The organism is Methylobacterium sp. TK26 (assembly GCF_055361565.1).
Window position 1 is genome coordinate 2,325,454 of the sequence record NZ_CM143965.1, and the last position, 24,941, is coordinate 2,350,394.

Consider the following 24,941-nt stretch of genomic DNA (forward strand, 5'->3'; position numbering starts at 1 on the left):
CGGAACGGGACTCGCGCGATGCCGGTATCACGGACGGCCACCCTGTGGGGGCGTGGCGCTGGTTCCCGGCCGCCCGGTGGAGATGCCGGGGACGGGCGAGCCGTCCTGCGCCTCGGCGCCGGCCTTCGATTGCTGGGTGCAGACGACCTGCTCCTTCTTCACCAGCACGAAGCAGATGCTCATCTCGCCGGTGCGGTAGTTCACCCGGAACACACCGGCCTCGCGGGCGTGGCGGCTGGCGACGAGGCCGTATTCCGCCGGCGGCTGGGCGCCCGCGCCCTCACCCGCGCCGAAGCACACGGTCTGGCCGATGCCGCCGCCCGATTCCTGGAGCCCGTATTGGCAGGAGGTGACTTCGCCCGTCACCTTGTCGACTCGGTACATGCGGTTCAGATCGGTCTGCGGCGCGGGCACGAATTCATACGAGGACGCCAGAGCCGGCAGGGCGTGCAGCGTGGCACAGACGAGAAGCGTCGGCAGGATCGGGCGCATGGGACATCCGGTGGAGGGAAGCCTCCGGTCTCGCTGAGGTTTCGGGCAAGTCTTAGGCATGGCGCGACTTGCCGGCCCGCCACCGGCCAGATAGCGAGGCGCCATTCCCAGACAGACGGATCTTGCCATGGCCGCCCCGCCCATCGCCGTGTTCGACCTCGACGGCACCCTCGCCGAGACGGCGGGCGACCTGATCGGCACGCTGAACGTGCTTCTGACCCGCGAGGGCCTCGCCGAGTTACCCCTGTCCCAGGCCCGCGAATTGATCGGCGCCGGGGCCAAGGCCCTCATCAAGCGTGGCTTCGAGGCCGAGGGGCGCGAGATCAGCCCGGCCGAGCACGAGCGGCTGTTCGATGATTTCATTGCCCATTACGGCGAGCATCTGGCCGATTCCTCGCACCTGTTCGACGGCGTCGTTCAGGCGCTGGACCGGCTGGAAGACTCGGGCTTCCGGCTCGCCGTCTGCACGAACAAGTACGAGGGGCAGTCGGTGAAGCTGCTGGGCCTGCTCGGCATCGCCGACCGCTTCGCCGCCATCTGCGGCCGGGACACGTTCCCGCAATCGAAGCCCGATCCGCGCCATCTCACCGGCACGATCGAGCGCGCGGGCGGCGATCCGGCCCGCGCCGTGATGGTGGGCGATTCGCGCACCGACATCGACACCGCCAAGGCGGCGGGCATCCCGGTGGTCGCCGTGACGTTCGGCTACACCGACACCCACGTCTCCGAACTCGGGCCCGACCGGGTGATCGAGCACTTCGCGGAGTTGCACGAGGCCGTCACCTCTCTGGTGCGCGTGGCCTGACCGGGCTCAGGCGAGCCATGTCCTGAGGCGGGCCACCGTGTCGCGGCAATCCTTCTCCGAACCGGCGAAGGAGAAGCGGACATGGTGGCCCCCGGCGGCGGGGTCGAAGTCGAGGCCGGGCGTCGAGGCGATGCCGGCCTCGTCGAGCATCCGGCGGCAGAAGCCGGCTGCGTCGTCCGTCAGGTTCGACACGTCCGCATAGATGTAGAACGCCCCGTCCGCCGGATGGACCTTGCCGAGGCCGAGGCCGGGGAAGGCGTCGAGTAGGATGGCGCGGTTGCGGGCATAGCCCTCGCGGACGGCTTCCAGCTCCTCCGTCGCGTCGAACGCGGCGAGCGCCCCGACCTGCGAGAGGTAGGGGGCCGAGATGTAGAGGTTCTGCGCCAGCCGCTCGACGGCGCGCAGCAGGCTTTCCGGCACGACCATCCAGCCGATGCGCCAGCCGGTCATGCAATGGTACTTCGAGAAGGAGTTGATGATCACCGCATCCGGCTCGAACTGGAGCGCGGTGGCGGCCGGCGCCCCGTAGGTGAGGCCGTGGTAGATCTCGTCCGAGATGAGCGGCAGCCCGAGGCGCCGGGCGCGCGCGCAGAGCTCTGCCAGCGCTTCGGGCACGATCACCGTCCCCGACGGGTTCGCCGGGCTCATCACGAGCACGCCGTTCAGGTCGCTCGCCTCGTGCGTCGCCTGCAGCAGGGCGGCGGTGGGGGCGAAGCGGTCCTCCTCGCGCAGGACCATCGGCACCGGCTCGACGCCGAGCGAGGCCAGGATGTTGCGATAGGCCGGATAACCCGGCTGCGGCACGCCGACCCGGTCGCCCGCATCGAACAGGGCCATGAAGGCGAGGAGGAAGCCCGCCGAGGAGCCGGTCGTCACCACGACCTGCTCCGGGGCCACCGTGACGCCGTAGCGCGACCTGTAGTCCCGCGCGATGCGCTCGCGCAATGCCGGCAGCCCCAGCGCTTCCGTATAGGGCACGCGCCCGAGGGTCAGCGCTTGGCGGGCCGCCTCGACCACCGGGCGCGGGGCGCCCGCCGAGGGCTGGCCGACTTCCATATGCACCACGTCGAGGCCGGAGCGCTCCCTGGCGGCGGCGGCGCTCATCACGTCCATCACCATGAACGGTGCGACGGAGGAGGCACGGCGGGACGGTTGCGGCATGGGATCCGACGGGTTCACGCGCCCGGCGGGCGCAGACGGGCTATTTGACCGCGCGCCGCGAAAACGCCAAACCCCTCGCTCATAGGCTCGCGCCTGTCAGACGCCCGCGTGCCGCGAGGATCCATGCCCTTCACCCGTTCCCTGCCCGCTCTCGCGCTCGCCCTGAGCCTCGGCGCGTCCGCCACCGCCCTGGCCCAGGAAGCCGCCGCGCCCTTCACCGACGCGCAGCGCTCGGCCATTGAGGGGATCATCAAGGAATACCTCGTCAAGAACCCCGAAGTCCTGCAGGACGCCCTCGCCGAGGCCGAGAAGCGGCAGGTCGAGACGCAGCGCCTCGCCCAGGCCGCCGCCCTCAAGGAATCCCGCGAGATGCTTGTGAACGGCAAGCACGACGTGGTGGCCGGCAACCCGACGGGGGACGTCACCCTCGTGGAGTTCTTCGATTACAATTGCGGCTACTGCCGCAAGGCGCTCAGCGACGTGCAGGCGCTGATCAAGTCGGACCCGAAGCTGCGGGTCGTCATCAAGGACTTCCCCGTGCTCGGCCCGGAATCGCTCGAGGCGAGCCAGGTGGCCATGGCCGTGGCGCAGCAATTGAAGGGCGACAAGCTCTTCGAGTTCCACCAGAAGCTGCTCGAGTCGAAGGGCCGCGTGAACGGCGCCAAGGCGATGGACGTCGCCAAGCAGATGGGCCTCGACACCGCGAAGCTGCAGAAGGACATGGCGTCCCCGGACGTGAAGGCGGCGCTTTCGGAGAATCGCGGGCTCGGCGACCGCCTCGGCCTGTCGGGCACGCCGGCCTTCATCATCGGCGACGAGGTGATTCCCGGCGCGGTCGGCGTCGAGCCGATGCGCAAGACCATCGCTGACGTCCGCCAGTGCGGCCACGCCTCCTGCTGAGGCATTCGACGCAACAACCTTTCATCGCCGCTTGTCGCGGGGCAGCCTCGTCGTCTAAGACCACGGGTGCCCGCGGCGAACCGCGGTGCCCCCCCGGCGCCCGGTTGAGCTCGAGCCCCCGCCCGCCGGAACATCGGACCCGATGCCAGACGAAGAAGGCCGGATGCCCAAGCACGACTCCATCGATCCCGAGCTCGTCCGCGAGCTCGCCCACCTCGTCACGGAGACCGGTCTCTCCGAGATCGAGGTCGAGAAGGGGGACCTGCGCATCCGCGTGGTCCGCCGGATCGAGCCCGTTTCCGTTCAGGTCGCGGCGCCGGCCCCCATCGCGGCGGCGGTGCCCGCGCCGATGCACATGCCTGCGGCCCTGGCCCCGGCCGAGCCCGCGCGCACGGAGCCGGGTACGGTGCCCTCCCCCATGGTCGGCACCGCCTACCTGCGTCCCTCGCCCGATGCGAAGGCGTTCATCGATGTCGGCTCGCGGGTCGAGGTCGGCGACAAGCTTCTGCTGATCGAGGCGATGAAGACCTTTAACGAGATCGTCGCGACCCGTGCCGGCACCGTGACGGCGATCTTCGTCGAGGACGGCCAGCCGGTCGAGTTCGGCGAGGCGCTCCTCGTCATCGCCTGACGCCCCGGGAAGCTGCCGCCATGTTCGACAAGATCCTGATCGCCAACCGGGGCGAGATCGCGCTGCGAATCCTGCGGGCGGCGAAGGAACTCGGCATCGCCACCGTGGCGGTCCATTCCACAGCCGACGCGGACGCCATGCATGTGCGCCTCGCCGACGAGAGCGTGTGCATCGGCCCGCCCGCCGCGCGCGACAGCTACCTCAACATCCCCTCAATCATCGCGGCCTGCGAGATCACAGGGGCGGATGCGGTCCATCCCGGCTACGGCTTCCTCTCGGAGAATGCCCGCTTCGCCGAGGTGCTGGCCCATCACGAGATCGGCTTCATCGGCCCCAAGGCGGAACACATCCGCATCATGGGCGACAAGATCGAGGCGAAGCGCACGGCGCTGAAGCTCGGCATCCCCTGCGTCCCCGGCTCCGACGGCGGGGTCGAGACCGGCGACGAGGCGAAGCGCATCGCCGCCGAGATCGGCTACCCCGTGCTGGTGAAGGCCGCCTCCGGCGGCGGCGGTCGCGGCATGAAGGTCGCCCGCACCGAAGCCGATCTGGATCAGGCCATCGGCATGGCCCGCTCCGAGGCGAAGGCCGCCTTCGGCGACGATTCGGTCTACCTCGAAAAGTATCTCGAAAAGCCGCGCCACATCGAGGTGCAGGTGCTGGGCGACGGTAATGGCGGTGCCGTTCACCTCGCCGAGCGCGATTGCTCGCTGCAGCGTCGCCACCAGAAGGTGTGGGAAGAGGGTGGCTCGCCGGCCCTCAACGAGGCGATGCGGGCCGAGATCGGCGGCATCTGCGCCAACGCCATGCAGAAGCTCGGCTATCTCGGCGCCGGCACGGTCGAGTTCCTGTATGAGGACGGCCGCTTCTACTTCATCGAGATGAACACCCGGATCCAGGTCGAGCATCCGGTGACGGAGATGATCACCGGCATCGACCTCGTGAACGAGCAGATCCGCGTGGCGGCGGGCGCGCCCCTGTCGGTCGTGCAGAGCGACATCAAGGTCGAGGGGCACGCCATCGAGTGCCGCATCAACGCTGAGGACCCGGAAACCTTCCGGCCCTCGCCGGGGCTGATCACCTATTATCACCCGCCGGGCGGCCTCGGGGTACGCGTCGATTCGGCCGCCTTCCAGGGCTACCGCATCCCGCCGAACTACGATTCGCTGATCGGCAAGCTGATCGTCCACGGCCGCACCCGGAACGAGTGCCTGATGCGCCTGCGCCGGGCCCTGGACGAGTTCGTGATCGACGGCGTCGACACCACCCTGCCCCTGTTCCGCGCTCTCGTCCGTAATCAGGACGTGCAGAACGGCATGTACGACATCCACTGGCTGGAGACGGCGCTCGCGAGCGGCGACCTGAAGACCTGACGCCGCACGGCTCTCGGGCCTCTGGCCTTTCGCGCGGCGCCGGGCGACATTTCCGCCATGCATGACGGCGCCCGTATCGACATCACGCCCGAGATCCTGCTCAAGGCCTACGCCGCCGGGATCTTCCCGATGGCGGAGGACGCGGACGATCCGACGCTCTATTGGGTCGAGCCCCGCGCAAGGGGCATCCTGCCCCTCGACGGGTTCCGCATCCCGCGACGCCTCGCCCGCACCGTCCGCTCGGATGTGTTCGAGGTCCGCTCCGACACCGATTTCGACGGCGTGATCGAGGGCTGTGCCGGGCCGCGCCGGGATAGCGAGCGCACCTGGATCAACGGGCGCATCCGCGACCTCTACGGCACCCTGTTCGATGAGGGCTACGTCCACACGATCGAGGTCTATGCCCGTGACACGCAGCGGCTCGTCGGCGGGCTCTACGGCGTGTCTCTCGGCGCGGCCTTCTTCGGGGAGAGCATGTTCCACCTCGCCCGCGATGCCTCGAAGGTGGCCCTCGTCCACCTGATGGCGCGGCTGAGGACGGGCGGCTACCGGCTGGCCGACACGCAATTCGTGACCGACCATCTCGCCCAGTTCGGCGCGGAGGAGATTCCCCGCCACGCCTACAAGCGCAGGCTCGCCACGGCCCTCGACGGCGAGGCGGATTGGGGCATCTGGCCGGGGGATGGCAGCGTTAGCGGAGAGCAGGCGCTGCTGGCGCTGGCACCGGTCGAGGAGTGACCGGGGACTAGCGGAAGATCGCGTCGAAGATCGATTGCGGCTGAGGCGGCGGCGGCGGGGCCGGCGCGGGGCCTTCGTTCGACGGGAAGAACTTGCGCGAGGGCTTCTGCTTCGGCTGCACCGGCACGCCGCGCGGCGCCTCCACGTCCACCTGCCCGGCCGAGTTGACCTGCTGGGCGGTCTTCGTCGCGTCCTTGCGCTTACCCGACTTCTCGGGCTTCGCCGCAAGGGCGGGTACGTCCTCCTGCTCCTTCGCCTCGGCGATCACGTCGCTGCCGCCCTTACAATCCACGAGCCAGACGTCGTAGATCGGGTGCTCGATGGCGTGCAGGCCGGGGCTCGACGCGAACATCCAGCCGGTGAAGATCCGGCGGTACTTGTTGTCGAGGGTCACTTCGTCCACTTCGAGAAAGGCCGTGGTCTTGGCAGGCTCGGTGGGCGGACGCGAATAGCAGACGCGCGGAGTGAGCTGCAGGGCGCCGAACTGAACGGTCTCGTCCACGGCGACCTCGAATGACACGATGCGGCCGGTGATCTTGTCGAGGCCGGAGAACACCGCCGTCGGATTCTTGATCTTGTCGGCGAAGGCCGGCACCGCCGCGAGGCACGCGGCACCGAAGCAGAGCGCCCGGACGGCGCGGAAGGGGGTGCGGCTCAAGGCGTCTGCCTTTCGGCGGTCTGGGCTAAGCGAGGTGCGCCCGTTTCAACACCGCAACGGTGGCGGCAAAAGGGCGCTGCGCTGCGCCTATTCCGGCGACCAGGGCGCATAATCGCCCGTCGCGGCGGGACGGGAGCCCCAGGACAATTGCGAACCCTGCGGCCGGTAGGCGTTGGCCGTGCCGGTCTGGTTCTCGACATGCGGCTTCTGCCAGGGCTTGGGCGTGTACTGCTCCTCGCTGGGCGCCACGTCGACGTTATGGCACAGCCAGCCGCGCCAGCCCGGCGGCACCTTCGAGGCGTCCGCGTAGCCGTTGTACACGACCCAGCGCCGCTCGCTGCCGACCGAACGGTCGATCAGCGCGCCCTGCGCCTTGTAGTACTTGTTACCCAGCTCGTCCTCGCCGACGAAGATGCCCGAGCGCGCGGTTTGTACGGCGACCGAGACGGTCTGTCCGTTCCACCACGTGAAGATGCGCAGCAGGGTGTCTTTAAGTGCCATCGCCCGATCCGCTCTGTGACGCGCCCGCGAGCGCGTCGGTGGCGGTTATGGGCAGGCCGCGCCCGCGAGTCCAGTGCCGCGTCGCCGTGGGCCGACCTGTCGCACGGATGTCACGGCCACGCTCCCGCATTTCCGGGCGGCTCGCGTTGCCATGTGGACGCAAAATAATCCCGGCGGAAATCATCGACGCCAGAACGACACTTAGGCGAGGCGTGATGGATATCCACAGGGATTTCTCCCGCACCACAAGATGTAGCGGGAAACCTTCCACCCTCACACCACTTGTTGACGTGAAAGGCGGGTAGGCGTTAATCTCTCGGACATGGTGGTGCCCCTTCGGTCACGGCGTTCAGTGGGCCGCCCCCGTCTCTAAAATTAACGTCGCGGAACCGAACCGAGCCCAGTGCGGGCCGGGTCGGAACCGCTGCCCCCGCCGCTGGCGGGACCGGGGACGCGTTCCCCGTTGGGAGAGGTGTGACTTATGCGGTTCGAGCGTCGCTACACCACGGCCGGGCAGTCGCCCTACGCGGCCATCGCATTCCGCAAGACGCTGAGCGAGATCCGCAATCCGGACGGGTCGATCGTGTTCCGTCTCGACGGCATCGACGTGCCGGAGAGCTGGAGTCAGGTCGCGAGCGACGTCCTCGCTCAGAAGTATTTCCGCAAGGCGGGTGTCCCGGCCCGGTTGAAGAAGGTCGAAGAGAACGACGTTCCCTCGTTCCTGTGGCGGTCCGTGCCGGATGAGACGGCCCTCGCCGAGTTGCCGGAGGAGGAGCGCCTCGGCTCCGAGATCTCCGCGACGCAGGTCTTCGACCGTCTGGCCGGCTGCTGGACCTACTGGGGCTGGAAGGGCGGCTACTTCTCCTCCGAGGAAGACGCCTCGGCGTTCATGGACGAGCTGCGTTTCATGCTCGCCCGCCAGATGGTGGCGCCGAACTCACCGCAATGGTTCAACACCGGCCTGCATTGGGCCTACGGCATCGACGGTCCGGGCCAGGGCCACTTCTATTGCGATTACCGTACCGGTGAGCTGACCCGCTCGGGCAGCGCCTACGAGCACCCGCAGCCGCATGCCTGCTTCATCCAGTCCGTGCAGGACGACCTCGTGAACGAGGGCGGCATCATGGACCTGTGGGTCCGTGAGGCGCGCCTGTTCAAGTACGGCTCGGGCACCGGCTCGAACTTCTCCATGCTCCGCTCGGAGAACGAGAAGCTCGGCGGCGGCGGCAAGTCGTCGGGCCTGATGTCCTTCCTGAAGATCGGCGACCGCGCGGCGGGCGCCATCAAGTCGGGCGGCACTACCCGCCGCGCCGCCAAGATGGTGATCGTCGACATCGACCACCCGGATATCGAGGCCTTCATCGACTGGAAGGTGAAGGAAGAGCAGAAGGTCGCCGCCCTGGTGACGGGCTCGAAGGTCGTCTCCAAGCACCTCACCGCCGTCATGAAGGCCTGCACGCAGTGCGAGGCCGAGGGCGATGCCTGCTTCGACGCCGAGCGGAACCCCGCGCTGAAGCGCGAGATCAAGGCCGCCCGCAAGGCGATGGTGCCGGACGCCTACATCAAGCGCGTCGTGCAGTTCGCCAAGCAGGGCTTCACCAAGATCGAGTTCCCCGTCTACGACACCGATTGGGATTCGGAGGCCTACCTCACGGTCGCCGGCCAGAACTCCAACAACTCGGTCTCCTTGACCGACGGCTTCCTGCGCGCCGTCGATGAGGACAAGGATTGGAACCTCACCGCCCGCGTCACCGGCAAGGTTACGAAGACCCTGAAGGCCCGCGACCTGTGGGAGAAGATCGGCGAGGCGGCCTGGGCGTCGGCCGATCCGGGCCTGCACTTCAACACGACGATGAACGACTGGCACACCTGCCCGGCGGGCGGGCGGATCCGGGCCTCGAACCCGTGCTCCGAGTACATGTTCCTCGACGACACGGCCTGCAACCTCGCCTCCACGAACCTGCTGACCCTCTACGACCGTGAGTCGAAGCGGTTCGACGTCGAGGGCTACGAGCACGTCAACCGCCTCTGGACGGTGGTGCTCGAAATCTCGGTGCTGATGGCGCAGTTCCCGTCCCGCGAGATCGCGGAACTGTCCTACCGCTACCGGACGCTCGGCCTCGGCTACGCCAACATCGGCGGCCTGCTGATGACGATGGGCCTGTCCTACGATTCGCATGAGGGCCGCGCTCTGGCCGGGGCCCTCACCGCGATCATGACCGGCGTCGCCTATGCGACCTCGGCGGAGATGGCGGCCGAACTCGGCGCCTTCCAGTCCTACGACGAGAACGCCGATGCGATGCTGCGGGTGATCCGCAACCACCGCCGGGCGGCCCATGGCGAGGCGGACGGCTACGAGTTCCTGAACATCGCCCCGGTCCCGCTGGACCACGCCAACATCCCGCAGGGCGACCTGGGCGAGCATGCCCGCGCCGCCTGGGACCGGGCGCTCGCCCTCGGCGAGGAGCACGGGTTCCGCAACGCCCAGGCGACCGTGATCGCGCCCACCGGCACGATCGGCCTCGTGATGGATTGCGACACCACCGGCATCGAGCCGGACTTCGCCCTGGTGAAGTTCAAGAAGCTCGCGGGCGGCGGCTACTTCAAGATCATCAACCGCGCCGTGCCGGACGCCCTGCGGACGCTCGGCTACCGGGAGAGCGAGATCGCCGAGATCGAGGCCTACGCCGTCGGCCACGGCTCGATGGGCCAGGCGCCGGGCGTCAATCCCTCGACCCTGCGTGCCAAGGGCTTCACCGACGAGAAGATCGCCTCGGTGGAAAAGGGCCTGAAGTCGGCCTTCGACATCAAGTTCGTGTTCAACCGCTGGACGCTCGGCGACGACTTCCTGACCCAGACCCTCAAGGTCCCGGCCGAGAAGCTCGCCGACCCGACCTTCGAGCTGCTGCCCTTCCTGGGCTTCGGCAAGAAGGAGATCGAGGCCGCCAACACCCATGTCTGCGGGGCGATGACGCTGGAAGGCGCGCCGTTCCTGAAGACCGAGCATTACGCGGTTTTCGATTGCGCCAACCCCTGCGGGCGGATCGGCAAGCGGTATCTCTCGGTGGAAAGCCACATCCGCATGATGGCGGCGGCCCAGCCGTTCATCTCGGGGGCGATCTCCAAGACGATCAACATGCCCAACGACGCCACGGTCGAGGATTGCAAGGCGGCCTACCTGCTGTCCTGGCGCCTCGCCCTCAAGGCGAACGCCCTCTATCGCGACGGCTCGAAGCTCTCCCAGCCCCTCAACTCGGCGCTCATCGCGGACGAGGACGAGGATGCCGACGAGGCGATCGAGGCTCTGGTCCAGGCCCCGGCGGCGGCCAAGGCGGCGGCGGCGGCCGAGCGGATCGTGGAGCGGGTGATCGAGCGGGTGGAGCGCATCCGCTCGCGGGAGAAGCTGCCCGGCCGGCGCAAGGGCTACACCCAGAAGGCGGTCGTGGGCGGCCACAAGGTCTACCTGCGCACCGGCGAGTACGACGACGGACGGCTGGGCGAGATCTTCATCGACATGCACAAGGAAGGCGCCGCCTTCCGCAGCCTGATGAACAACTTCGCCATCGCGATCTCGCTCGGCCTCCAGTACGGCGTGCCGCTGGAGGAGTTCGTGGAGGCCTTCACCTTCACGCGCTTCGAGCCGTCGGGCTTCGTGCAGGGCAACGACGCGATCAAGAACGCGACCTCGCTGCTGGACTACGTGTTCCGCGAGCTGGCGATCTCGTATCTCGGCCGCACGGACCTCGCCCACGTCAACCCGAACGAGATCGGCAACACGGTGCTCGGCGGCGGAGAGGCGGGCGACACCACCCGCGAGGGGCCGAAGTCGACCTCGGCGGCCTCGATCGTGTCGCGCGGCCTGCTGCGCGGCTCGGCCGACCGGCTGACCGTGATCCAGGGCGGCCCGGCGGGGGCGACCCTCGCGGTTTCCCCGGCGGCGGCCGGCGGCACGGTCCACGCCATGCGCGGCGCCACGGCCCTGAAGGCCGAGCCCGTCGAGACGGTGCAGATCGCCGAGACCCTGCCCTTCGCCGCGCCGACGCGCACGGTCGAGGATCGCCGGGCCGAGGCGAAGATGAAGGGCTATGTCGGCGAGGCTTGCCCCGAATGCGCGAACTTCACCCTCGTGCGCAACGGGACCTGCCTGAAGTGCGACACCTGCGGCGGCACCACGGGCTGCTCGTAAGCCCTCCGGCACCGCAATAAAAAGAAACCCCGCCCGGCTGAAGAGCCGGGCGGGGTTTCTCGTTTCAATCCTGGTCGGCGACGACCCGCAACACGTTGGTGGCCGCTGGATACGGCGAACGACGATCAGCGGCGCGTGGACGCGAGCGTGTCGGTGATGATGCGGCGCATCCGGTCCTGAGCACCCTGCGTGCTCATGTTGTGGTCGGTGTCGGGCAGCACGACCATCGGATGGCCGAGGCGCCGGGCCACGGTGGCGGGCGAACGTCCGAGATGGAGCGCCACCTCGCCGATGCCCGATTCACCCGTGCTGTAGACGAGGACCAGCTTGGCGCCCCGCTTGCGGAAGGCGGCGACCCGGCCCGCGACGCTGGTCGCGGAGGGAAAGGGCTGCACGATCTTCCCCGCGATCTGGCGCAGACGGCCCATCGCCACCCCCGCGAGCCGCCCGGCGATGGCGCGGACCTTCACCTCGCCGCGCAGGATACGGCGCCACGCATCCTTCCGCCGGAGCAGGGAGGCATAGGCCGCCGGGCTGCGGAAGCTCGGCTTCAGGGCCGCCGCGAGGTCGTTCGCCGGGTCCCAATCGAAGCAATAGAGGTTCGAGATCACGGCCGCCCGCACGCGCGGGTCGGTGCAGATGAGGTGGAAACCGAAATAGGCGCCGCTGCAATTGCCGGTGACGAGGACGCCGTTGCCGTCGTCCAGGCGGTCGATGCCGGCGCGGGCCTCGGGCAAAGCGTCGAGGGTGTAGAGGGGCGGTGCCTTGTCCGGCCTATCCTCGGCATCGCCGACGCCGCGCATGTCCATGCGTAGCGAGCGCACACCCTCGGCGGCGAGGTGGCGGGCGAGTTCCGTGGTCTGGCGCCCGTAGCCGGAGCGCGGGTTCACCCCGGAATTGAGGAACAGCACGGCCGGCGTGTCCGAGGCGGGCGTCTCGGGGGCGCAAACGATGCCGACATTGTCGCCGAACCGGATCACGCTCTCGCTCCAGCCGGGTCCGGTGATCGGCGAGGCGGGCGGGGCGAGGCTCGGGCTGCCGAACGAGGCGGGGGCGCCCTGCACGACGAAACCCGCCACCGTGGCAAAGACCTCCGTGGGGGTCTCGGAGATCAGGGCGTTCGAGAGGAACGGCGCGAGGCCGGGGAACGGCCCCGTCGTCACGGTGCTGCCCCCCGCGCGAAGGCGGGCGGCGAGCCCGGCCGGGTCCGGCCCGAGCCAGAGAACATCCGGTACGGGGGCCGGGGGGCGCTTGGCGAGGTCGACCGTGGCGACGCTCGCGAGCAGGGAGGGCGCTGGGCGGAAGCCGCCGAAGACCGGCGCCGCCGGGTCCTGCGGGAACGGGCGGCCATCCGGCAATTGGTCGATGGTCTTGGTGCGGATCGTCATCTCGCGCAGGTAGGCGCGGCCGGAGGCGAAGGGCGCGAGGAGCACCAGCCGGTCGATCCCGCCCTCTTCGGCGGCCATCGCGGCGAGGGTCGCGCCGAGGCGCAGGCCGACGAGGACGATCTCCTCCGCGCCGCCCTGCTCCCGGAGGAAGCGGACGGCCTTGCCGATGGCGGCGACCAGGGTCTCGACGTCGGCGCTGGGGGGATCGGCTGAATCGCCCTCGCCCGGGTAATCGAAGCGCAAGGTCGGGTAGCCGGCGGCGGAGAGGTCGGACGCGAGGCGCCGCCAGCCGCGCCCGGCCGAGATCTGCTCGTAGCCGAGGGTACCGCAGAGGACGATGCCCCGTCGCGAGAAGCCGGCGCCGTACCAGCCGAGCATTCCATCGAAGGTGACGGGCATGGCCGGGGCCGGGGTGGAATGGGCGAAATCGGTGTTGGGTCGGGCGAGCGTCATCGCGTCAGATCCTCACCACAGTGTCGTCGTTGAGGGTGCGCACGGTGCCCTGCGGGCGACCGGCGGGGCCGATGAGCGCAATCCTGCGCGGCAGACCGGGCATGAGGTGAAACCCGTTCTCGGCGGGCCTCCCCTGTCCTTCGATGTCGATCTGCACGCCGAGCGCGGGGCGCGCGGTCGAGAGATGCAGGCTCCAGCCCTCCGGTCCCTCGGCGAGTTCGGCCACGAGGCCCGTCGAATCGGGCGCCACGTCCCGGCCGGCGGGAAAATGGAAGGCGTCCGCGATCAGGTCACCCTGGCCGTCGAGCAGGATGGCGTGGGCGATGCGGTGCTGCGCCGGGCCGAAGCGGTAGGCGCAGGTCGCATCGAAGAAGCGCCCAAGCATCTCGGCGGAGGTGAGGGTGACGGCCCCGCGTGGGGCCAGGGTGACGGGACGCTCGGCCTTCACCACCGCCTTGCCGGCGGCATCGAGGAAGGAGAGGCGCAGCACGGCCTCGACGGGCCGGGGCGTCTCATTGAGGGCGTGGAGATGCAGCCCATTCAGACCCTCGTCGGAGAGCATCACCTGAACCGGCCGGAAGGCGCGCTTCAGGGCGTACCACGCCGATTTCGGTAGCCCGTCCTGCGCAATCACACCCCAGCCGGCGCCGGGGGCGATGTCCCGCCAGGACAGGACGAGCCCGCCCATCGTGCGCGAATGGGCGCGGCGCCATTCGGCGAAAGTCGCCTCCATGCATTCGGCCACCGCCGCGCGGCCGAGGGCGAGGTAGCGCTCGGGATCGTCGCGGCGCAGACGCGCCGGGTCGGCGCCGTAGAGGGTCGCGACGTAATGGTCGCGCACCGTCTCGAAATCCCAATCGGCGCCCCGGTCGCGGGGGACGCCGGCCGGCCAGCGCGGATCGTTCGGGTCGGTGAGGCCCGCGCGGCGCAGGCTCTCCGGCTCCGGCACGTTGGCAAAGGCGAGGCATTCGCTGGCGAAGCCCACTTCGGCCCGGCGGGCATCCTCGAAGGGGCGCAGATACGCGCCGACGCCGAAGTAATGCGCGACGCCAGCATCCACCGAGAACGGCAGGTCGCCGCCGGAGGGGGAGTTCGGCACCACGATCAGATCCGGCCGCCCCTCGGCCACGAGGCCGGGCAGGGTCTCGGCGGGGAAGCCGCCCGACCATGTTTCCCGAGGAAGCCCGAGCATCGAAGCCTGCTGCCAGACCTCGCTGCCCCCGCAGAGAACGCAGAGCGAGGGGGAGGTCTGGGTGCGGTCGAGGAACGCCGCGATCTCGGCCGCGAGGCTGTCGCGGAAGGCGGGATCGTCGTGGGGGTAGTCGAAATTGGCGAGCATCAGGTCCTGCCAGACCAGGATGCCGAGTTCGTCGCAGAGATCGTGGAACGCGTCCGCCTCGTAGAGGGTGATGCCGGGCACGCGCAGCATGTTCACCCCGGCCTCGCGGGCGAGGTCGAGGAGCGGGCGCAGGCTGTCGCGGTCACCGGAAAGGCCCACGAGGTCGGCGGGCGTCCAGATGGCGCCCCTGCAGAAGACGGGCTCGCCGTTGACGGCGAAGCTCAAGCCTTCCTCGAACGGGCGCGTCGTGGTGATCGCGCGGAAACCCACGCGGCCGAGTTCGAAGCGGCACCCGCCGATCTCGGCCTCCACCGTGTGCAGGCGCGGCTCGCCATGGGTGTGCGGCCACCAGGGCGCGACGTCCGGCAGAAGGAGTTCTCCGGCGTAGAGGCCGGGCGCCTCCTCGCGGAGGGCGGCTTGGCGGCCGTCGCAGCGGAGCACGGCCCTGCCCTCCCCGCCGGGGAGATTCAGACGGGCCACGAGGCGGCCGGTGGTGCCGGCGAGGCTGGCGCGCAGGTCGGCCGCCGGCGTGCCGGTGGGCTCGCGCAGCACCGGCCGGAACGGGCCGACATGGTCGATCACCGGGGACCAGCCGGGCATGAAGCCGAGAAGGCTCGTGCGCGCGTTCCGCAGGGAGCCCGGCGTCGCGAGGCGAGGCCGCCAGCGGCCCCGCTTCTGCGGTTTGCCGAGGGAGGCGGCGAGCGAGCGGAAGCAGAGGGTGAGTTCGCTCCGCGCCGTCAGATCCGCTTCGGCGGTGAAGGGGCGGAACATCGAGTCCGTGGCGAGGATCCGCACGCCGTCGAGCCAGATCTCGGCGTTCGTAGCCAAGCCCTCGAAGCGCAGGCGCTCGCGGCCGGATCCGGGGATCGGCGCGCGGTACCAGATGTCCTTGTCGTGGAGCGGCGCCGGCTCGGCTTCGTGCCATCGGCCCGCATCGCGCAGGGCCTGCGCGGCGGTGCCGGGTACCGGGGCCGGGATCCAGCCGTCCCGGCCGTCGAGGTCGCCCGGCCCGGCGCAGGCGCCGGCTCCGGTGACGAGCAGCCGCCACGGGCCTTCGACGGTACGCGGTTGCGCCCCATCGATGGCGTGGATCCGGGCCACGGCTCAGGCCAGGGTGTTGCGCAGGCCGGCGAAGACCTCGTCGTAGGTCTCGGCGGCCTTGTCGAGGCGCTGCGGCAGGCCGGCGGCGCTGCGCTTGGCGAAGGCGCGGGCCAGTTGGAACTGGAACGCCTTGGCCTCGCTCCCGAGGCGGGTGGCACACTCGGCGGCGGCGGTGAAATCGCCCGCGCCGGAGGCCGTCAGCCATGCGAGATGGCTGCCCAGCATCTCGAAATTAGCGCCGAGCTGGCGCGTCGTGTTGAACGCGTATTTGTGGAACACCGAGAGCGGGCGAACGACCAGCCCCTCGCCGGTCTCGGCGAGGGCGCCCGCGAAGGCCCTCACCGGGTTGCGCCGGGGGGCGCCCCGCAGGTTCTTCCGCAGCAGGTCGAGGGCGACGTGCGGCAGGCGCGCCGCCGGCACCGGATCGCCGACGTTCCGCACGAACTCGGCATAGGGGGGCAGCGTGGTCTCGGCGAAGATGCCGTCGTAATCCGCGCCGGACAACGCGAAGCGGCCGGCATTGTGCAGGTAGTCGAGGCGGCGGTTCGCCTCGTCGATGGCGAGGATGCCGATCGTGGTCTTCGAGTGCTCGCGGCCGTAGGTCGTGCCCGCCGTGTCGGGCAGGAAGATCGCGTCCACCTCCACCATCACGACGCTGCCGCGCGCGGCCTGGATCAGGGCGTGCCGTTCCAGGCCATCGTAGACCGCGAGCTCATCGAGGCGCAGGCCGTACAGCGCCTCGATCTCGGCCATGGACGGCTTGAAGAAGGTGAACTGGTCGCCCTCGAAATCCTGCCTCACCGTGAAGCCGAGCATCGCCTCCGGGGCAAGCCCGCGATGGTGCAGAAGCTCGATCCAGAGATCCACGTAGCAGTTGGTTTCGGGCCAGGCCCGGTCCTGCCCGTGGAGCGGATGCGCCGCATGAGCGGGCGCATCCGTCCGGTCTTCACGGATGGCGAGGCTGGCGGACACTGTGGCTCAGCCCCAGAGGGTCGCGCGGACGTCCGCCGGCCAGCGGGCGAGGTCGAGCCCGTGGTGGCGCAGCAGCGCGAGGGTGATCCGCTCCAGCCCGAACCCGACGCAGGCCGTGTGCGCGACGCTGCCATCGGCCTGGGTGAGTCCCCAGGTCGTGCCGAAATGGTCCTGGTGATAATTGAAGCTGAGGCAGGCGGTCGGCTTCTCGACGCTGTTGACCGGTACGTTCAGTTCGAACTTCAGGTTCTGGTTGCGCTGGTTGTTGGCGAGCATCTTGCCGGCGCGTCCGAAGAACGGATCGTTGGCGAGGTCCACCGCCAGCGGCAGGCCGAGGCCGGCCATCATCTGGGTGCCCCGGTCGAGCCATTGCTCGCGGAAGGCCAGCACCTCGTCCGGGCTGCCCATGCGCACGTATTCACGCATGCGGAACAGCTGCATCCGGGTCGGCTCCAGCGAGGGCTCGTGCCGGAAGCAGTAGGATTGCAGATCGAACAGCAGGCCGCCTTCCGGCAGCGGGCCGCGGGCGGCGGCCGTCGGGTAGAGCGGGTAGCAGGCGGCCGGCGTCAGCACGATGTCGGTCGCGGCCTGCTTGTCGGTCCAGTCCTTGCCGGCCTCGACGCAGGCCAGCAGGCGGGCATGGTCCGCCTCGTTGCCGCAGAAGCTGTGAACGGTGCCGGCGAGGTGCGGAAAACCCTTCAGGTAGCCGCTGCGCTCGAAGGTCGCCCGGCTCATGCCCGGCGGGAAGCGCATCACCTCGGCGCCGTCCTCCCCGCCGAGGCGGGAGACGAGACGGTCCAGGGCCTCGACGACGGATTCGAACGCGCCGCTGCGGCCGTAGAGGCCGTCCACACCGGTGCGCACGAGGAGGCCGGCATCGAACAGCCGGTCGAGGAAGGTGGGGGATTCCACGGTCGTGGAATCCTGCGGCACCTCGGTGGAGGTGTCGGCGTCGAGGGCGGGCAGGCTGTCCATCAGGCGCTCAGGAGCTGGCCGCCGCCCTTCTGCACGAGCAGGAGGTTGGCGGTGTTGGAGAGGATGCGGTCGTTGGCGATCATCAGCGGCGCCGACATCACGTCGCGCAGCGGGCGGCCGAGGCTGAACGGCGTGTCGTTGCGGTAGCCGGAGATCCCGACGATCCCGAGCGACCGCTGCACGATGTCGACGGCCATGCTGGACGCGGTCGTCTTGACGTTGTTGAGGCTCACCGCGAACCCGATGGAGCTGAGCTCGTCCGGTTCGTGCTGGGCGCCCTCGTATTTGCGCAGGCCGGAGAGGACGGTGGCCTTCATCGATTGCAGGGCGCTGGCGGCCTCGGCGAGGCGCATGGCGCTCGGCGGCACCGTGCCGGGGCGGCGGCGGGCCTCGCCCTGGACGAAGCTGCGCGCCCGGTCCACCGCGTAGCTCGCGATGCCGAACCACACCGCGCTCCACAGGAGGTGCGAGGAGGCGAGCATCGATTGCGCCGCGATCTCGGCGAAGGGCTTCGGCATGATCTGGACGGTCGGCACGCCCTTGGCTTCCAGGCGGAAGCCCTCGCTGCAGGTGCCGCGCATCCCCAGCGTGTCCCAGGTCGAGGTCCGGTTCAGGCTCATCTGGTCGCGCATCAGGGCGACGAGGACCTGATCGGAGGTCGGGGCCTCCGGGTTGCGCCGGGCGGTGACGAGGACGACGTCCGCCTGCGCCCCGTAGGAGATGACGCTGGCATCCTTGCCGAGGTTGAACAGGTCGCCCTCGGCCTCGACGGCGCAGAGGCTGTTGCGCAGGTCGCCGCCGATGCCGGCCTCGGTGGTCGAGGAGGCGATGAGCAATTGCTCGTTCGCAACCTTGGCCATCAGGCCGCAATGCCAATCGCTGGTGAGCCCGTGGGTGACGAGGCTGGCGAGCTTGATGTGGTGCATGGCGAACACCATCGCCGAGGCGCTGCACGCCTGGCCGAGGGTGCAGCACACCTCCGCGATCTGCGCGAGGCCGGCGCCTTCGCCGCCATACTGGCTCGGCACCTGAAGCCCGAGCAGGCGCTCGGCCTTCAGCGCGGCCACGGCCTCGGCGGGGAAGCGGCCCTCGCGGTCGACCGCATCGGCGTGCAGCGCGGCGACCTCCGCGACGCGCTTCGCCCGGCGAGTGAGGTCGATCACGCGGCGGCTCCCATGGAGAGCTTGCTCACCGTCTCGCGGATGATGCGGATGGTCGAGAAGGAACGGCGGTTCAAGAGCGTATCCGGGAACTCGACTTCGAAGCGTTCCTCCAGGGCCAGCATCAGCTGGACAGAACCGAAGGAATCGAGACCTTTCTCGAACAAGTCTTCGTCTTCGCCCAGGCTGTCTACGATCCCGGACATGGCTTCGTTCTGCCGAAGGATGTCCCGAACGACTTCATCGGAAACCATTGCGCTGTCCTCTATTGGAGGTTGTAGTCATACGCCGCGCTGGCGCCTTGTCAAAGCTAACGATGATCTATCGTAAATTTGAGCTTTTTGACGCGAACGCGTTAAGATCTGATTCCGAAATAGACTGCTCTTCCGGGGGCATAGTCGCAGACGATCACGAATGAATCGTTCCGAGATGGTGCTCAGATGAGAGAATCTCATCCTTAGGGTTGTGGAATCGCCCAGCCCCGAGGGGCATCCACAGCCATCCACACCAGTCCACAGGCCAAGCCGCTGGCAGGGAATGAGATTCCGGAACGGCCAAGGATCGGGTTGAGTTTGTTCCCGTTATGTTCCTATCTCGGAGCATGACCGGACCCGATGACGATGGCACAGGCGCCGACGAGCCCCCCCAAGCCGGCGAGCCCAACGGACCGCTTGGCCCGGCTTCGCGCGGAGCTTTCCGCCGAGACCTCCCGCGCCGTCGCCGTGATGCCCCTCGGGCATCCGGTGATCGACGCGCACCTCCCCTGCGGCGGGCTCTCCCTGGGGCCGCCTCACGAGATCGTACCCGCCGAGCCCGTCGACGCCATCGCCGCCTTGGCCTTCGCCCTGGCCCTCTGCGCCCGCCGCCTCGCGGAGGCGCCGGGCGAGGCGATGATCGCGTCCTCGGGGCACCCCCTCCCCTACGGCCACGGGCTCGCCTCGCTCGGCCTCGATCCGGGGCGCATTCTGCTGCTGGAAGCGGGGGGCGACGGGGAGGTGTTCCGCGCCCTGGAAGCGGCGCTCCACGCCAATTGCCTGTCCGCGCTGATCGGGCTCGTGGGCGAGGGGATGCCGCTCAAGGCCGGGCGGCGCCTGCAACTCGCCGCAGAGACGGGCGAACCGCCCCTCCTCCTCGTCCTGCGCCGGGCGGGGCCGGGCCTGCCCAACGGGGCGGCCACCCGCTGGCGCGTCGCCGCCGCCCCGGCCGGGGCCGACCGCTTCGGCGGCCTTCACGCCCCGCGCTGGCGGGTGCGCCTCGAACGGTGCCGCAACGGACGCGGCGGATCCTGGCTGGTGGAGTGGGACAGTGCCGCGAATCGTCTGCATCTGCCTGAGCGACTGGCCGATGACGCGGCTGCAGCGGGCCGGGCTCGCCCCTGAGGAAGGCCCGCACGCGGTCGCAGCCGTCGGGCCGGGGGGCCTGCGCCTCGTCGCCCTCGATGGGCAGGCCCGCGCCCTCGGCCTGGCGGTCGGGGAATTGCTCGGTCGGGTCCGCGCGCGGATCGGCGTCCCCCTGCGGGTCCACCCCGCCGAACCGGAGGCGGAGCGGGATGCCCTGCACCGCCTCTGCCGCTGGGCGATGCGCTACGCCCCCATCGTCGCGCCCTTCGGCCCGGCCGAGGCGTGCCACGGGCTCGCCATCGACGTCGAGGGCGCGTCCCATCTCCACGGGGGCGAGGCGGCGCTTCTCGATGACCTCGCCGAACGCCTCGCCCGGTCGCGGATCCCGGCGCGGATGGCGTTGGCCGACACGATGGGCGCGGCCTTCGCCCTGGCGCGCAGCGGCCGGGCTTCTCCGGCCCTGGTGCCGCCGGGCGAGCACGCCGCGCATCTCGCCCCGCTTCCCGTCGAAGCCCTTCGCCTCGATGCAGAGGTCGCAGCCGGTCTGCGGCGCCTCGGCCTGCGCCGGATCGCCGACGTGGAGGCCCTGCCCCGCTCCGGCCTCGCCCGGCGCTTCGGGCTGGCGCCGTTGCTGCGGCTCGATCAGGCCTATGGACGCCGAGCCGAGCCTCTGGCGCCCCTGGACGAAGCGCGCTCCTTTTCGGCCGCGCGCGGCTTCCTCGATCCGATCGGGCGGCAATCCGACGTGATCGCCGCCGCGCGCGCCCTCATGGAGGAGATCGCCCCGCGGCTCGAACGAGCCGGACTCGGCGCCTGCGCCCTGCGGCTCACCCTGCACCGGGTCGATGGGGCGTTGCGGAGTCTGGAGATCGGCCTGTCCCGGCCGGAGCGCAGCCCGGAGCGCATCGCCGGCCTGATCGGGCTGCGGCTCGAACGGCTCGGCGCTGGCCTCGATGCCGGGTTCGGCTTTGAGACGGTCGACCTCGCCGTCACCTCCGCCGAGCCGATGGCCGCGAAACAGGCCAGTCTCGGCGGATCGGGCGCGGGGGAGCGTGTGGCGAACCTCGCCGACACCATCGCCCAGCGCATCGGCCGGCGGCTTCAGCGCCTCGCCCCGCGTGAGAGCCATGTCCCCGAACGGGCCGAGGGCATCGTCTCGTGGGTCGCCCCGCCCCGGCCCTACCCGGCCATCCTCCCGGCGCGGCCGCTCGTGCTCTTCGCCCGGAGCGAGGCCGCGCAGGACGTCTTCGCCACGGCACCGGACGGGCCGCCCCACCGCTTCCGCTGGCGGGCGCGGGAATACCGGGTCGCCCGCGCCGAGGGGCCGGAGCGCATCGCCCCCGAATGGTGGCGCGAGCAGGCCGAGCCGCGCGACTATTACCGCATCGAGTGCGAGGCCGGTCGCCGTTTGTGGCTCTACCGGGATGGGCCGCACGGGCCGGAGCGCCCGGCCGCGTGGTTCGTCCACGGGATGTTCCCGTGAGCGGCTATGTCGAACTCGGCGCCACCACCAATTTTTCGTTCCTGCGCGGCGCCTCGCACCCGCAGGAATACGTGGTCCAGGCGGCGGCTTACGGGCTCGCGGGGATCGGCATCGCCGACCGCAACACCGTTGCCGGGCTGGTGCGGGCGCATTCGGCCGCCCTGCAGATGGCGCAGGACGGCACGCCGATCCGCTTCGTGCCGGGGGTGCGCCTCGTCACGGAAGACGGGTTCGAGGCCCTGACCTACCCGATGGACCGGGAGGCCTGGGGTCGGCTCTGCCGCCTGCTCACCGCCGGCAACCGCCGCGTCCGCAAGGGCGAGTGCCGCTTCTCCTTCACCGAGATGCTGGACGCCGCCGAGGGCCAAGTGTTCATCGCCCTCCCGACCGGGCGCCGGCCGGAACCGCAAGCCGGCTTCCTCGCCCGCCTCGAAGCCCTTGCCGCCGCCGCGAGGGGCCGAGTCTGGCTCGGCACCAGCCATCGCCGCCGGGGGGACGAGCGCCTGCGCCTGCGGCTCCTCGACGAGATCGGCCGCCGCTTGGGCACGCCGATGGTCGCCGTGGCCGACGCCCTCTACCACCACCCGGACAGGCGCCCGCTGCAGGACGTGCTGACCTGCATCCGCGAGGGCTGCACCCTCGACGCGGCGGGCTATCGCCTCGAAGCCAACGCTGAACGGCATCTGAAGCCCGAAGCCGAGATGGCCCGGCTGTTCCACGACCATCCCGAGGCCCTGGCGCGCACCGCCGAGATCGCCGCCCATTGCGATTTCGAGTTGTCGCAACTCCACTACGAATACCCGGACGAGCCCGTGCCCCCCGGCCGGCAGGCCCAGGAGTATCTAGCGGAAAAGACGTGGCACCGCGCCCGCTACTGGCGCTACCCGGACGGCATCCCAGCCTCCGTCGAGACGACCCTCGCGACGGAACTCGCCTTCATCGAAAAGATGAAGTTCGCCCATTACTTCCTCACGATCAGCCAGATCGTGGATTTCGCCCGCGACAAGGGCATCCTCTGCCAGGGGCGCGGTTCGGCGGCCAACTCCGCCGTGTGCTTCTGCCTCGGCATCACCGCCGTCGATCCGTCGAAGCACCGGCTGCTCTTCGCGCGCTTCATCTCCGAGAACCGGGGCGAGCCGCCGGACATCGACGTCGATTTCGAGCATGAACGCCGGGAGGAGGTGATCCAGCACCTCTACGAGCGCTACGGCCGCGAACGCGCGGCCCTGTGCTCGACGGTGATCCATTACCGTCCGCGCATGGCGATCCGCGAGGTCGCCAAGGTGCTCGGCCTGTCGGAGGACGTGGCCGCCTCCGTCGCCGATACGGTCTGGGGGTCCTGGGGCAAGGACCTGCCCGACGCCCATGTCATGCAGGCCGGGCTCGACCCCGCCAACCCGGCCCTGCGGCAGGCCCTGAACCTCGCCCTGCAACTGATCGGCTTCCCCCGGCACCTGTCGCAGCATGTCGGCGGGTTCGTCCTCACGCGCGGGCGCCTGGACGAGACCGTCCCCGTGGGCAACGCCGCGATGCCCGACCGGACCTTCATCGAGTGGGACAAGGACGACATCGACGTCCTCGGCCTGATGAAGGTCGATGTGCTGGCACTCGGGATGCTCACCTGCCTCAAGCGCGGGCTCGACTTCCTGAAGCGCGATCACGGCGTCGACTACCCGACGCTCGCCGACCTGCCCTCGGAGGACCCGGCCACCTACGCGATGCTGTCGAAGGCCGATTCCGTCGGCGTGTTCCAGGTCGAGAGCCGGGCGCAGATGTCGATGCTGCCGAGGCTGAAACCGAAGGAGTTCTACGACCTCGTGGTGCAGGTCGCCATCGTCCGCCCCGGTCCGATCCAGGGGGACATGGTCCACCCCTACCTGAAGCGCCGCTGCGGGCAGGAGCCGGTGGAATACCCGGCCCCGCACCCGGACCACGGGCCGGCGAACGAACTGGAGGAGGTGCTGAAGAAGACCTACGGCGTGCCGCTCTTTCAGGAGCACGCCATGCAGATCGCCATCACGGCGGCGGGCTTCTCCCCGGCTGAAGCCGATGGCCTGCGCCGGGCCATGGCGACCTTCCGCCATGTCGGCTCCATCGGCGGCTTCGCGGAAAAGTTCGTCGGCGGGATGACGCGGCGCGGCTACCCGCAGGCCTTCGCGGAGCGCTGCTTCGCGCAGATCCGCGGCTTCTCCACCTACGGCTTCCCCGAGAGCCACGCGGCGAGCTTCGCGCTCCTCGTCTACGCCTCGGCCTGGATGAAATGCGCCCACCCGGACGTCTTCCTGGCCGCGATCCTCAACGCGCAGCCGATGGGCTTCTACCAGCCGGCGCAGCTCGTCCGCGACGCCCGCGCCCACGGCGTCGAGGTGCGCCAAGTCTGCGTGAACGCCAGCGAGTGGGATTGCACCTTGGAGCCCACCGAGACGCCACGCCTCCACGCCGTCCGGCTCGGGCTGCGTCTGGTGAGCGGCCTGCCCGAGGGCGCGATGCGCCGCCTCGTGCGGCTGCGGGCCAACGGCTATGCCAGCATCGAAGGGTTGCAGGCCTCCCTCGCCCTGCCCCGCAACGTGCTGGAACGGCTCGCGGAGGCGGATGCGTTCCGGGCGCTCGGCCTCTCGCGGCGGGATGCGCTCTGGGCGGTGCGGGCGCTGGAAGGGCTGTCGCGCCGGGCCTCGGCGGCGCATGCGGAGAATGGGCGAAGGGCCGAATTGCTGGACGCGCCGCTGCCGCTCTTCGCATGGCACGCCGATGACGGCCTGTTCCGGCACGAGCCTGCGGCGGACCTGCCGGCGATGGCCCCCTCGGAGACCGTCGCCGACGATTACGCCACGACCAGCCTGTCGCTACGCGGCCATCCGGTGGCGTTCTTCCGGGAGCGTCTGGCGCGGATCGGCGCCATCACCGCCCGCGCCCATCTCGACCCCGCCCTGCCCCAGGGAACGCGGGCCATGGTCGCGGGGATCGTGCTGGTGCGTCAGCGGCCGGGCACGGCCAAGGGCGTGGTCTTCCTCACTATCGAGGACGAGACCGGCATCGCCAACATCATCGTGTGGAAGAAGGTGTTCGAGGCGAACCGCCGGATCGCCATGCAGGGGCGGTTCCTGGCGGTCCGGGGTCGGGTCCAGCGGGCCGGAGAGGTGGTCCACCTCGTCGCCGAGGGGTTTCGCGACCTCACCGAATCCCTGCGGGACCTGCGGGAAGCCGGGCTACGGCTACCGGCGGAGACCACCGATTTCGGGGCGCCGACCCAAAGGCAACCCTATCGCAGCCGCGACTTCCACTAAA

19 protein-coding genes are annotated in these 24,941 nt (G+C 69.9%); 9 read left to right on the forward strand and 10 right to left on the reverse strand.

Features of this window, described 5'->3' with window-relative positions:
- Positions 1-27 precede the first annotated feature (27 nt).
- Entirely contained in the window at positions 28-492 is a 465-nt protein-coding gene (locus tag ACXJ1Y_RS11160; RefSeq protein ID WP_463846351.1) for a hypothetical protein, read from the reverse strand.
- Positions 493-619: 127 nt separating this feature from the next.
- On the opposite strand from ACXJ1Y_RS11160, the gene gph reads away from it, so the two are divergent.
- Positions 620-1,297 (forward strand): phosphoglycolate phosphatase, encoded by a 678-nt coding sequence (gph, locus tag ACXJ1Y_RS11165; protein ID WP_463846352.1) that lies wholly within the window; start codon positions 620-622, stop codon positions 1,295-1,297.
- Positions 1,298-1,303: 6 nt separating this feature from the next.
- Here the strand turns inward: gph and ACXJ1Y_RS11170 are convergent, their stop codons facing one another.
- Positions 1,304-2,458, reverse strand: a complete 1,155-nt coding sequence (locus ACXJ1Y_RS11170) for a pyridoxal phosphate-dependent aminotransferase (RefSeq protein ID WP_463846353.1) — start codon at positions 2,456-2,458, stop codon at positions 1,304-1,306.
- 123 nt (positions 2,459-2,581) lie between these two features.
- Between ACXJ1Y_RS11170 and ACXJ1Y_RS11175 the strand changes: the two genes are divergently transcribed.
- From ACXJ1Y_RS11175 to aat, 4 genes are all read left to right on the forward strand, one after another.
- The gene (locus ACXJ1Y_RS11175; protein WP_463846354.1) at positions 2,582-3,358 is read left to right on the forward strand and encodes a DsbA family protein; all 777 of its coding nucleotides are present in this window, start codon (positions 2,582-2,584) and stop codon (positions 3,356-3,358) included.
- Between the two features lie 163 nt (positions 3,359-3,521).
- Positions 3,522-3,989 (forward strand): acetyl-CoA carboxylase biotin carboxyl carrier protein, encoded by a 468-nt coding sequence (accB, locus tag ACXJ1Y_RS11180; RefSeq protein WP_463846355.1) that lies wholly within the window; start codon positions 3,522-3,524, stop codon positions 3,987-3,989.
- A gap of 20 nt (positions 3,990-4,009) precedes the next feature.
- Positions 4,010-5,362 carry an acetyl-CoA carboxylase biotin carboxylase subunit gene (gene accC / locus ACXJ1Y_RS11185; RefSeq protein WP_463846356.1) on the forward strand — a complete coding sequence of 451 codons (1,353 nt, stop codon included), beginning with the start codon at positions 4,010-4,012 and terminating at the stop codon, positions 5,360-5,362.
- A gap of 57 nt (positions 5,363-5,419) precedes the next feature.
- Positions 5,420-6,100, forward strand: a complete 681-nt coding sequence (gene aat, locus ACXJ1Y_RS11190) for a leucyl/phenylalanyl-tRNA--protein transferase (RefSeq protein WP_463846357.1) — start codon at positions 5,420-5,422, stop codon at positions 6,098-6,100.
- A gap of 7 nt (positions 6,101-6,107) precedes the next feature.
- Here the strand turns inward: aat and ACXJ1Y_RS11195 are convergent, their stop codons facing one another.
- Both ACXJ1Y_RS11195 and ACXJ1Y_RS11200 read right to left on the reverse strand, forming a co-directional pair.
- A complete protein-coding gene (locus tag ACXJ1Y_RS11195) occupies positions 6,108-6,758 on the reverse strand; it encodes a DUF2155 domain-containing protein (RefSeq protein ID WP_463846358.1) in 651 nt (216 codons plus the stop codon).
- 87 nt (positions 6,759-6,845) lie between these two features.
- Complete coding sequence (locus ACXJ1Y_RS11200; protein ID WP_243955680.1) at positions 6,846-7,259, reverse strand: NADH:ubiquinone oxidoreductase subunit NDUFA12; 414 nt, start codon at positions 7,257-7,259, stop codon at positions 6,846-6,848.
- A 481-nt stretch (positions 7,260-7,740) separates the two neighbouring features.
- Between ACXJ1Y_RS11200 and ACXJ1Y_RS11205 the strand changes: the two genes are divergently transcribed.
- Positions 7,741-11,445 (forward strand): vitamin B12-dependent ribonucleotide reductase, encoded by a 3,705-nt coding sequence (locus ACXJ1Y_RS11205; RefSeq protein WP_463846359.1) that lies wholly within the window; start codon positions 7,741-7,743, stop codon positions 11,443-11,445.
- A gap of 125 nt (positions 11,446-11,570) precedes the next feature.
- Here ACXJ1Y_RS11205 and ACXJ1Y_RS11210 read toward each other — a convergent pair whose 3' ends face one another.
- The 6 genes from ACXJ1Y_RS11210 to ACXJ1Y_RS11235 are packed head-to-tail and all read right to left on the reverse strand — an operon-like array spanning position 11,571 to position 19,087.
- Positions 11,571-13,286, reverse strand: a complete 1,716-nt coding sequence (locus ACXJ1Y_RS11210) for an alpha/beta hydrolase (RefSeq protein WP_463846360.1) — start codon at positions 13,284-13,286, stop codon at positions 11,571-11,573.
- Positions 13,287-13,290: 4 nt separating this feature from the next.
- Entirely contained in the window at positions 13,291-15,726 is a 2,436-nt protein-coding gene (locus ACXJ1Y_RS11215; RefSeq protein WP_463846361.1) for a glycosyl hydrolase 2 galactose-binding domain-containing protein, read from the reverse strand.
- 3 nt (positions 15,727-15,729) lie between these two features.
- Positions 15,730-16,698: a DUF1839 family protein gene (locus ACXJ1Y_RS11220; protein WP_463846362.1), complete on the reverse strand. Its 969-nt coding sequence runs from the start codon at positions 16,696-16,698 to the stop codon at positions 15,730-15,732.
- Between the two features lie 6 nt (positions 16,699-16,704).
- Positions 16,705-17,673, reverse strand: coding sequence for an amino acid--[acyl-carrier-protein] ligase (locus ACXJ1Y_RS11225; RefSeq protein ID WP_463846363.1), 969 nt, complete (start codon positions 17,671-17,673; stop codon positions 16,705-16,707).
- Positions 17,673-18,836 (reverse strand): acyl-CoA dehydrogenase family protein, encoded by a 1,164-nt coding sequence (locus tag ACXJ1Y_RS11230; RefSeq protein WP_463846364.1) that lies wholly within the window; start codon positions 18,834-18,836, stop codon positions 17,673-17,675. The genes ACXJ1Y_RS11225 and ACXJ1Y_RS11230 overlap by 1 nt, the downstream gene beginning before the upstream one ends.
- On the reverse strand, positions 18,833-19,087 hold the full coding sequence (locus ACXJ1Y_RS11235) for an acyl carrier protein (RefSeq protein WP_463846365.1): 255 nt from the start codon (positions 19,085-19,087) through the stop codon (positions 18,833-18,835). The genes ACXJ1Y_RS11230 and ACXJ1Y_RS11235 overlap by 4 nt, the downstream gene beginning before the upstream one ends.
- 417 nt (positions 19,088-19,504) lie before the next feature.
- On the opposite strand from ACXJ1Y_RS11235, the gene ACXJ1Y_RS11240 reads away from it, so the two are divergent.
- The 3 genes from ACXJ1Y_RS11240 to ACXJ1Y_RS11250 are packed head-to-tail and all read left to right on the forward strand — an operon-like array spanning position 19,505 to position 24,940.
- A complete protein-coding gene (locus ACXJ1Y_RS11240; RefSeq protein ID WP_463846366.1) occupies positions 19,505-20,212 on the forward strand; it encodes an ImuA family protein in 708 nt (235 codons plus the stop codon).
- On the forward strand, positions 20,178-21,656 hold the full coding sequence (locus ACXJ1Y_RS11245; protein WP_463846367.1) for a DUF6504 family protein: 1,479 nt from the start codon (positions 20,178-20,180) through the stop codon (positions 21,654-21,656). Before ACXJ1Y_RS11240 ends, ACXJ1Y_RS11245 begins: the two co-directional genes overlap by 35 nt.
- The gene (locus ACXJ1Y_RS11250; protein ID WP_463846368.1) at positions 21,653-24,940 is read left to right on the forward strand and encodes an error-prone DNA polymerase; all 3,288 of its coding nucleotides are present in this window, start codon (positions 21,653-21,655) and stop codon (positions 24,938-24,940) included. Before ACXJ1Y_RS11245 ends, ACXJ1Y_RS11250 begins: the two co-directional genes overlap by 4 nt.
- Position 24,941: the final 1 nt, after the last annotated feature.

What these genes read in the sequence shown, in the direction of transcription:
- ACXJ1Y_RS11225 (WP_463846363.1), bottom strand. Translation starts at nt 17,673, where the DNA reads ATGGACAGCCTGCCCGCCCTCGACGCCGACACCTCCACCGAGGTGCCG.
- ACXJ1Y_RS11200 (WP_243955680.1), bottom strand. Translation starts at nt 7,259, where the DNA reads ATGGCACTTAAAGACACCCTGCTGCGCATCTTCACGTGGTGGAACGGA.
- ACXJ1Y_RS11235 (WP_463846365.1), bottom strand. Translation starts at nt 19,087, where the DNA reads ATGGTTTCCGATGAAGTCGTTCGGGACATCCTTCGGCAGAACGAAGCC.
- accB (WP_463846355.1), top strand. Translation starts at nt 3,522, where the DNA reads ATGCCCAAGCACGACTCCATCGATCCCGAGCTCGTCCGCGAGCTCGCC.
- ACXJ1Y_RS11170 (WP_463846353.1), bottom strand. Translation starts at nt 2,458, where the DNA reads ATGCCGCAACCGTCCCGCCGTGCCTCCTCCGTCGCACCGTTCATGGTG.
- accC (WP_463846356.1), top strand. Translation starts at nt 4,010, where the DNA reads ATGTTCGACAAGATCCTGATCGCCAACCGGGGCGAGATCGCGCTGCGA.
- ACXJ1Y_RS11160 (WP_463846351.1), bottom strand. Translation starts at nt 492, where the DNA reads ATGCGCCCGATCCTGCCGACGCTTCTCGTCTGTGCCACGCTGCACGCC.
- gph (WP_463846352.1), top strand. Translation starts at nt 620, where the DNA reads ATGGCCGCCCCGCCCATCGCCGTGTTCGACCTCGACGGCACCCTCGCC.
- ACXJ1Y_RS11210 (WP_463846360.1), bottom strand. Translation starts at nt 13,286, where the DNA reads ATGACGCTCGCCCGACCCAACACCGATTTCGCCCATTCCACCCCGGCC.
- ACXJ1Y_RS11205 (WP_463846359.1), top strand. Translation starts at nt 7,741, where the DNA reads ATGCGGTTCGAGCGTCGCTACACCACGGCCGGGCAGTCGCCCTACGCG.
- aat (WP_463846357.1), top strand. Translation starts at nt 5,420, where the DNA reads ATGCATGACGGCGCCCGTATCGACATCACGCCCGAGATCCTGCTCAAG.
- ACXJ1Y_RS11175 (WP_463846354.1), top strand. Translation starts at nt 2,582, where the DNA reads ATGCCCTTCACCCGTTCCCTGCCCGCTCTCGCGCTCGCCCTGAGCCTC.
- ACXJ1Y_RS11245 (WP_463846367.1), top strand. Translation starts at nt 20,178, where the DNA reads ATGACGCGGCTGCAGCGGGCCGGGCTCGCCCCTGAGGAAGGCCCGCAC.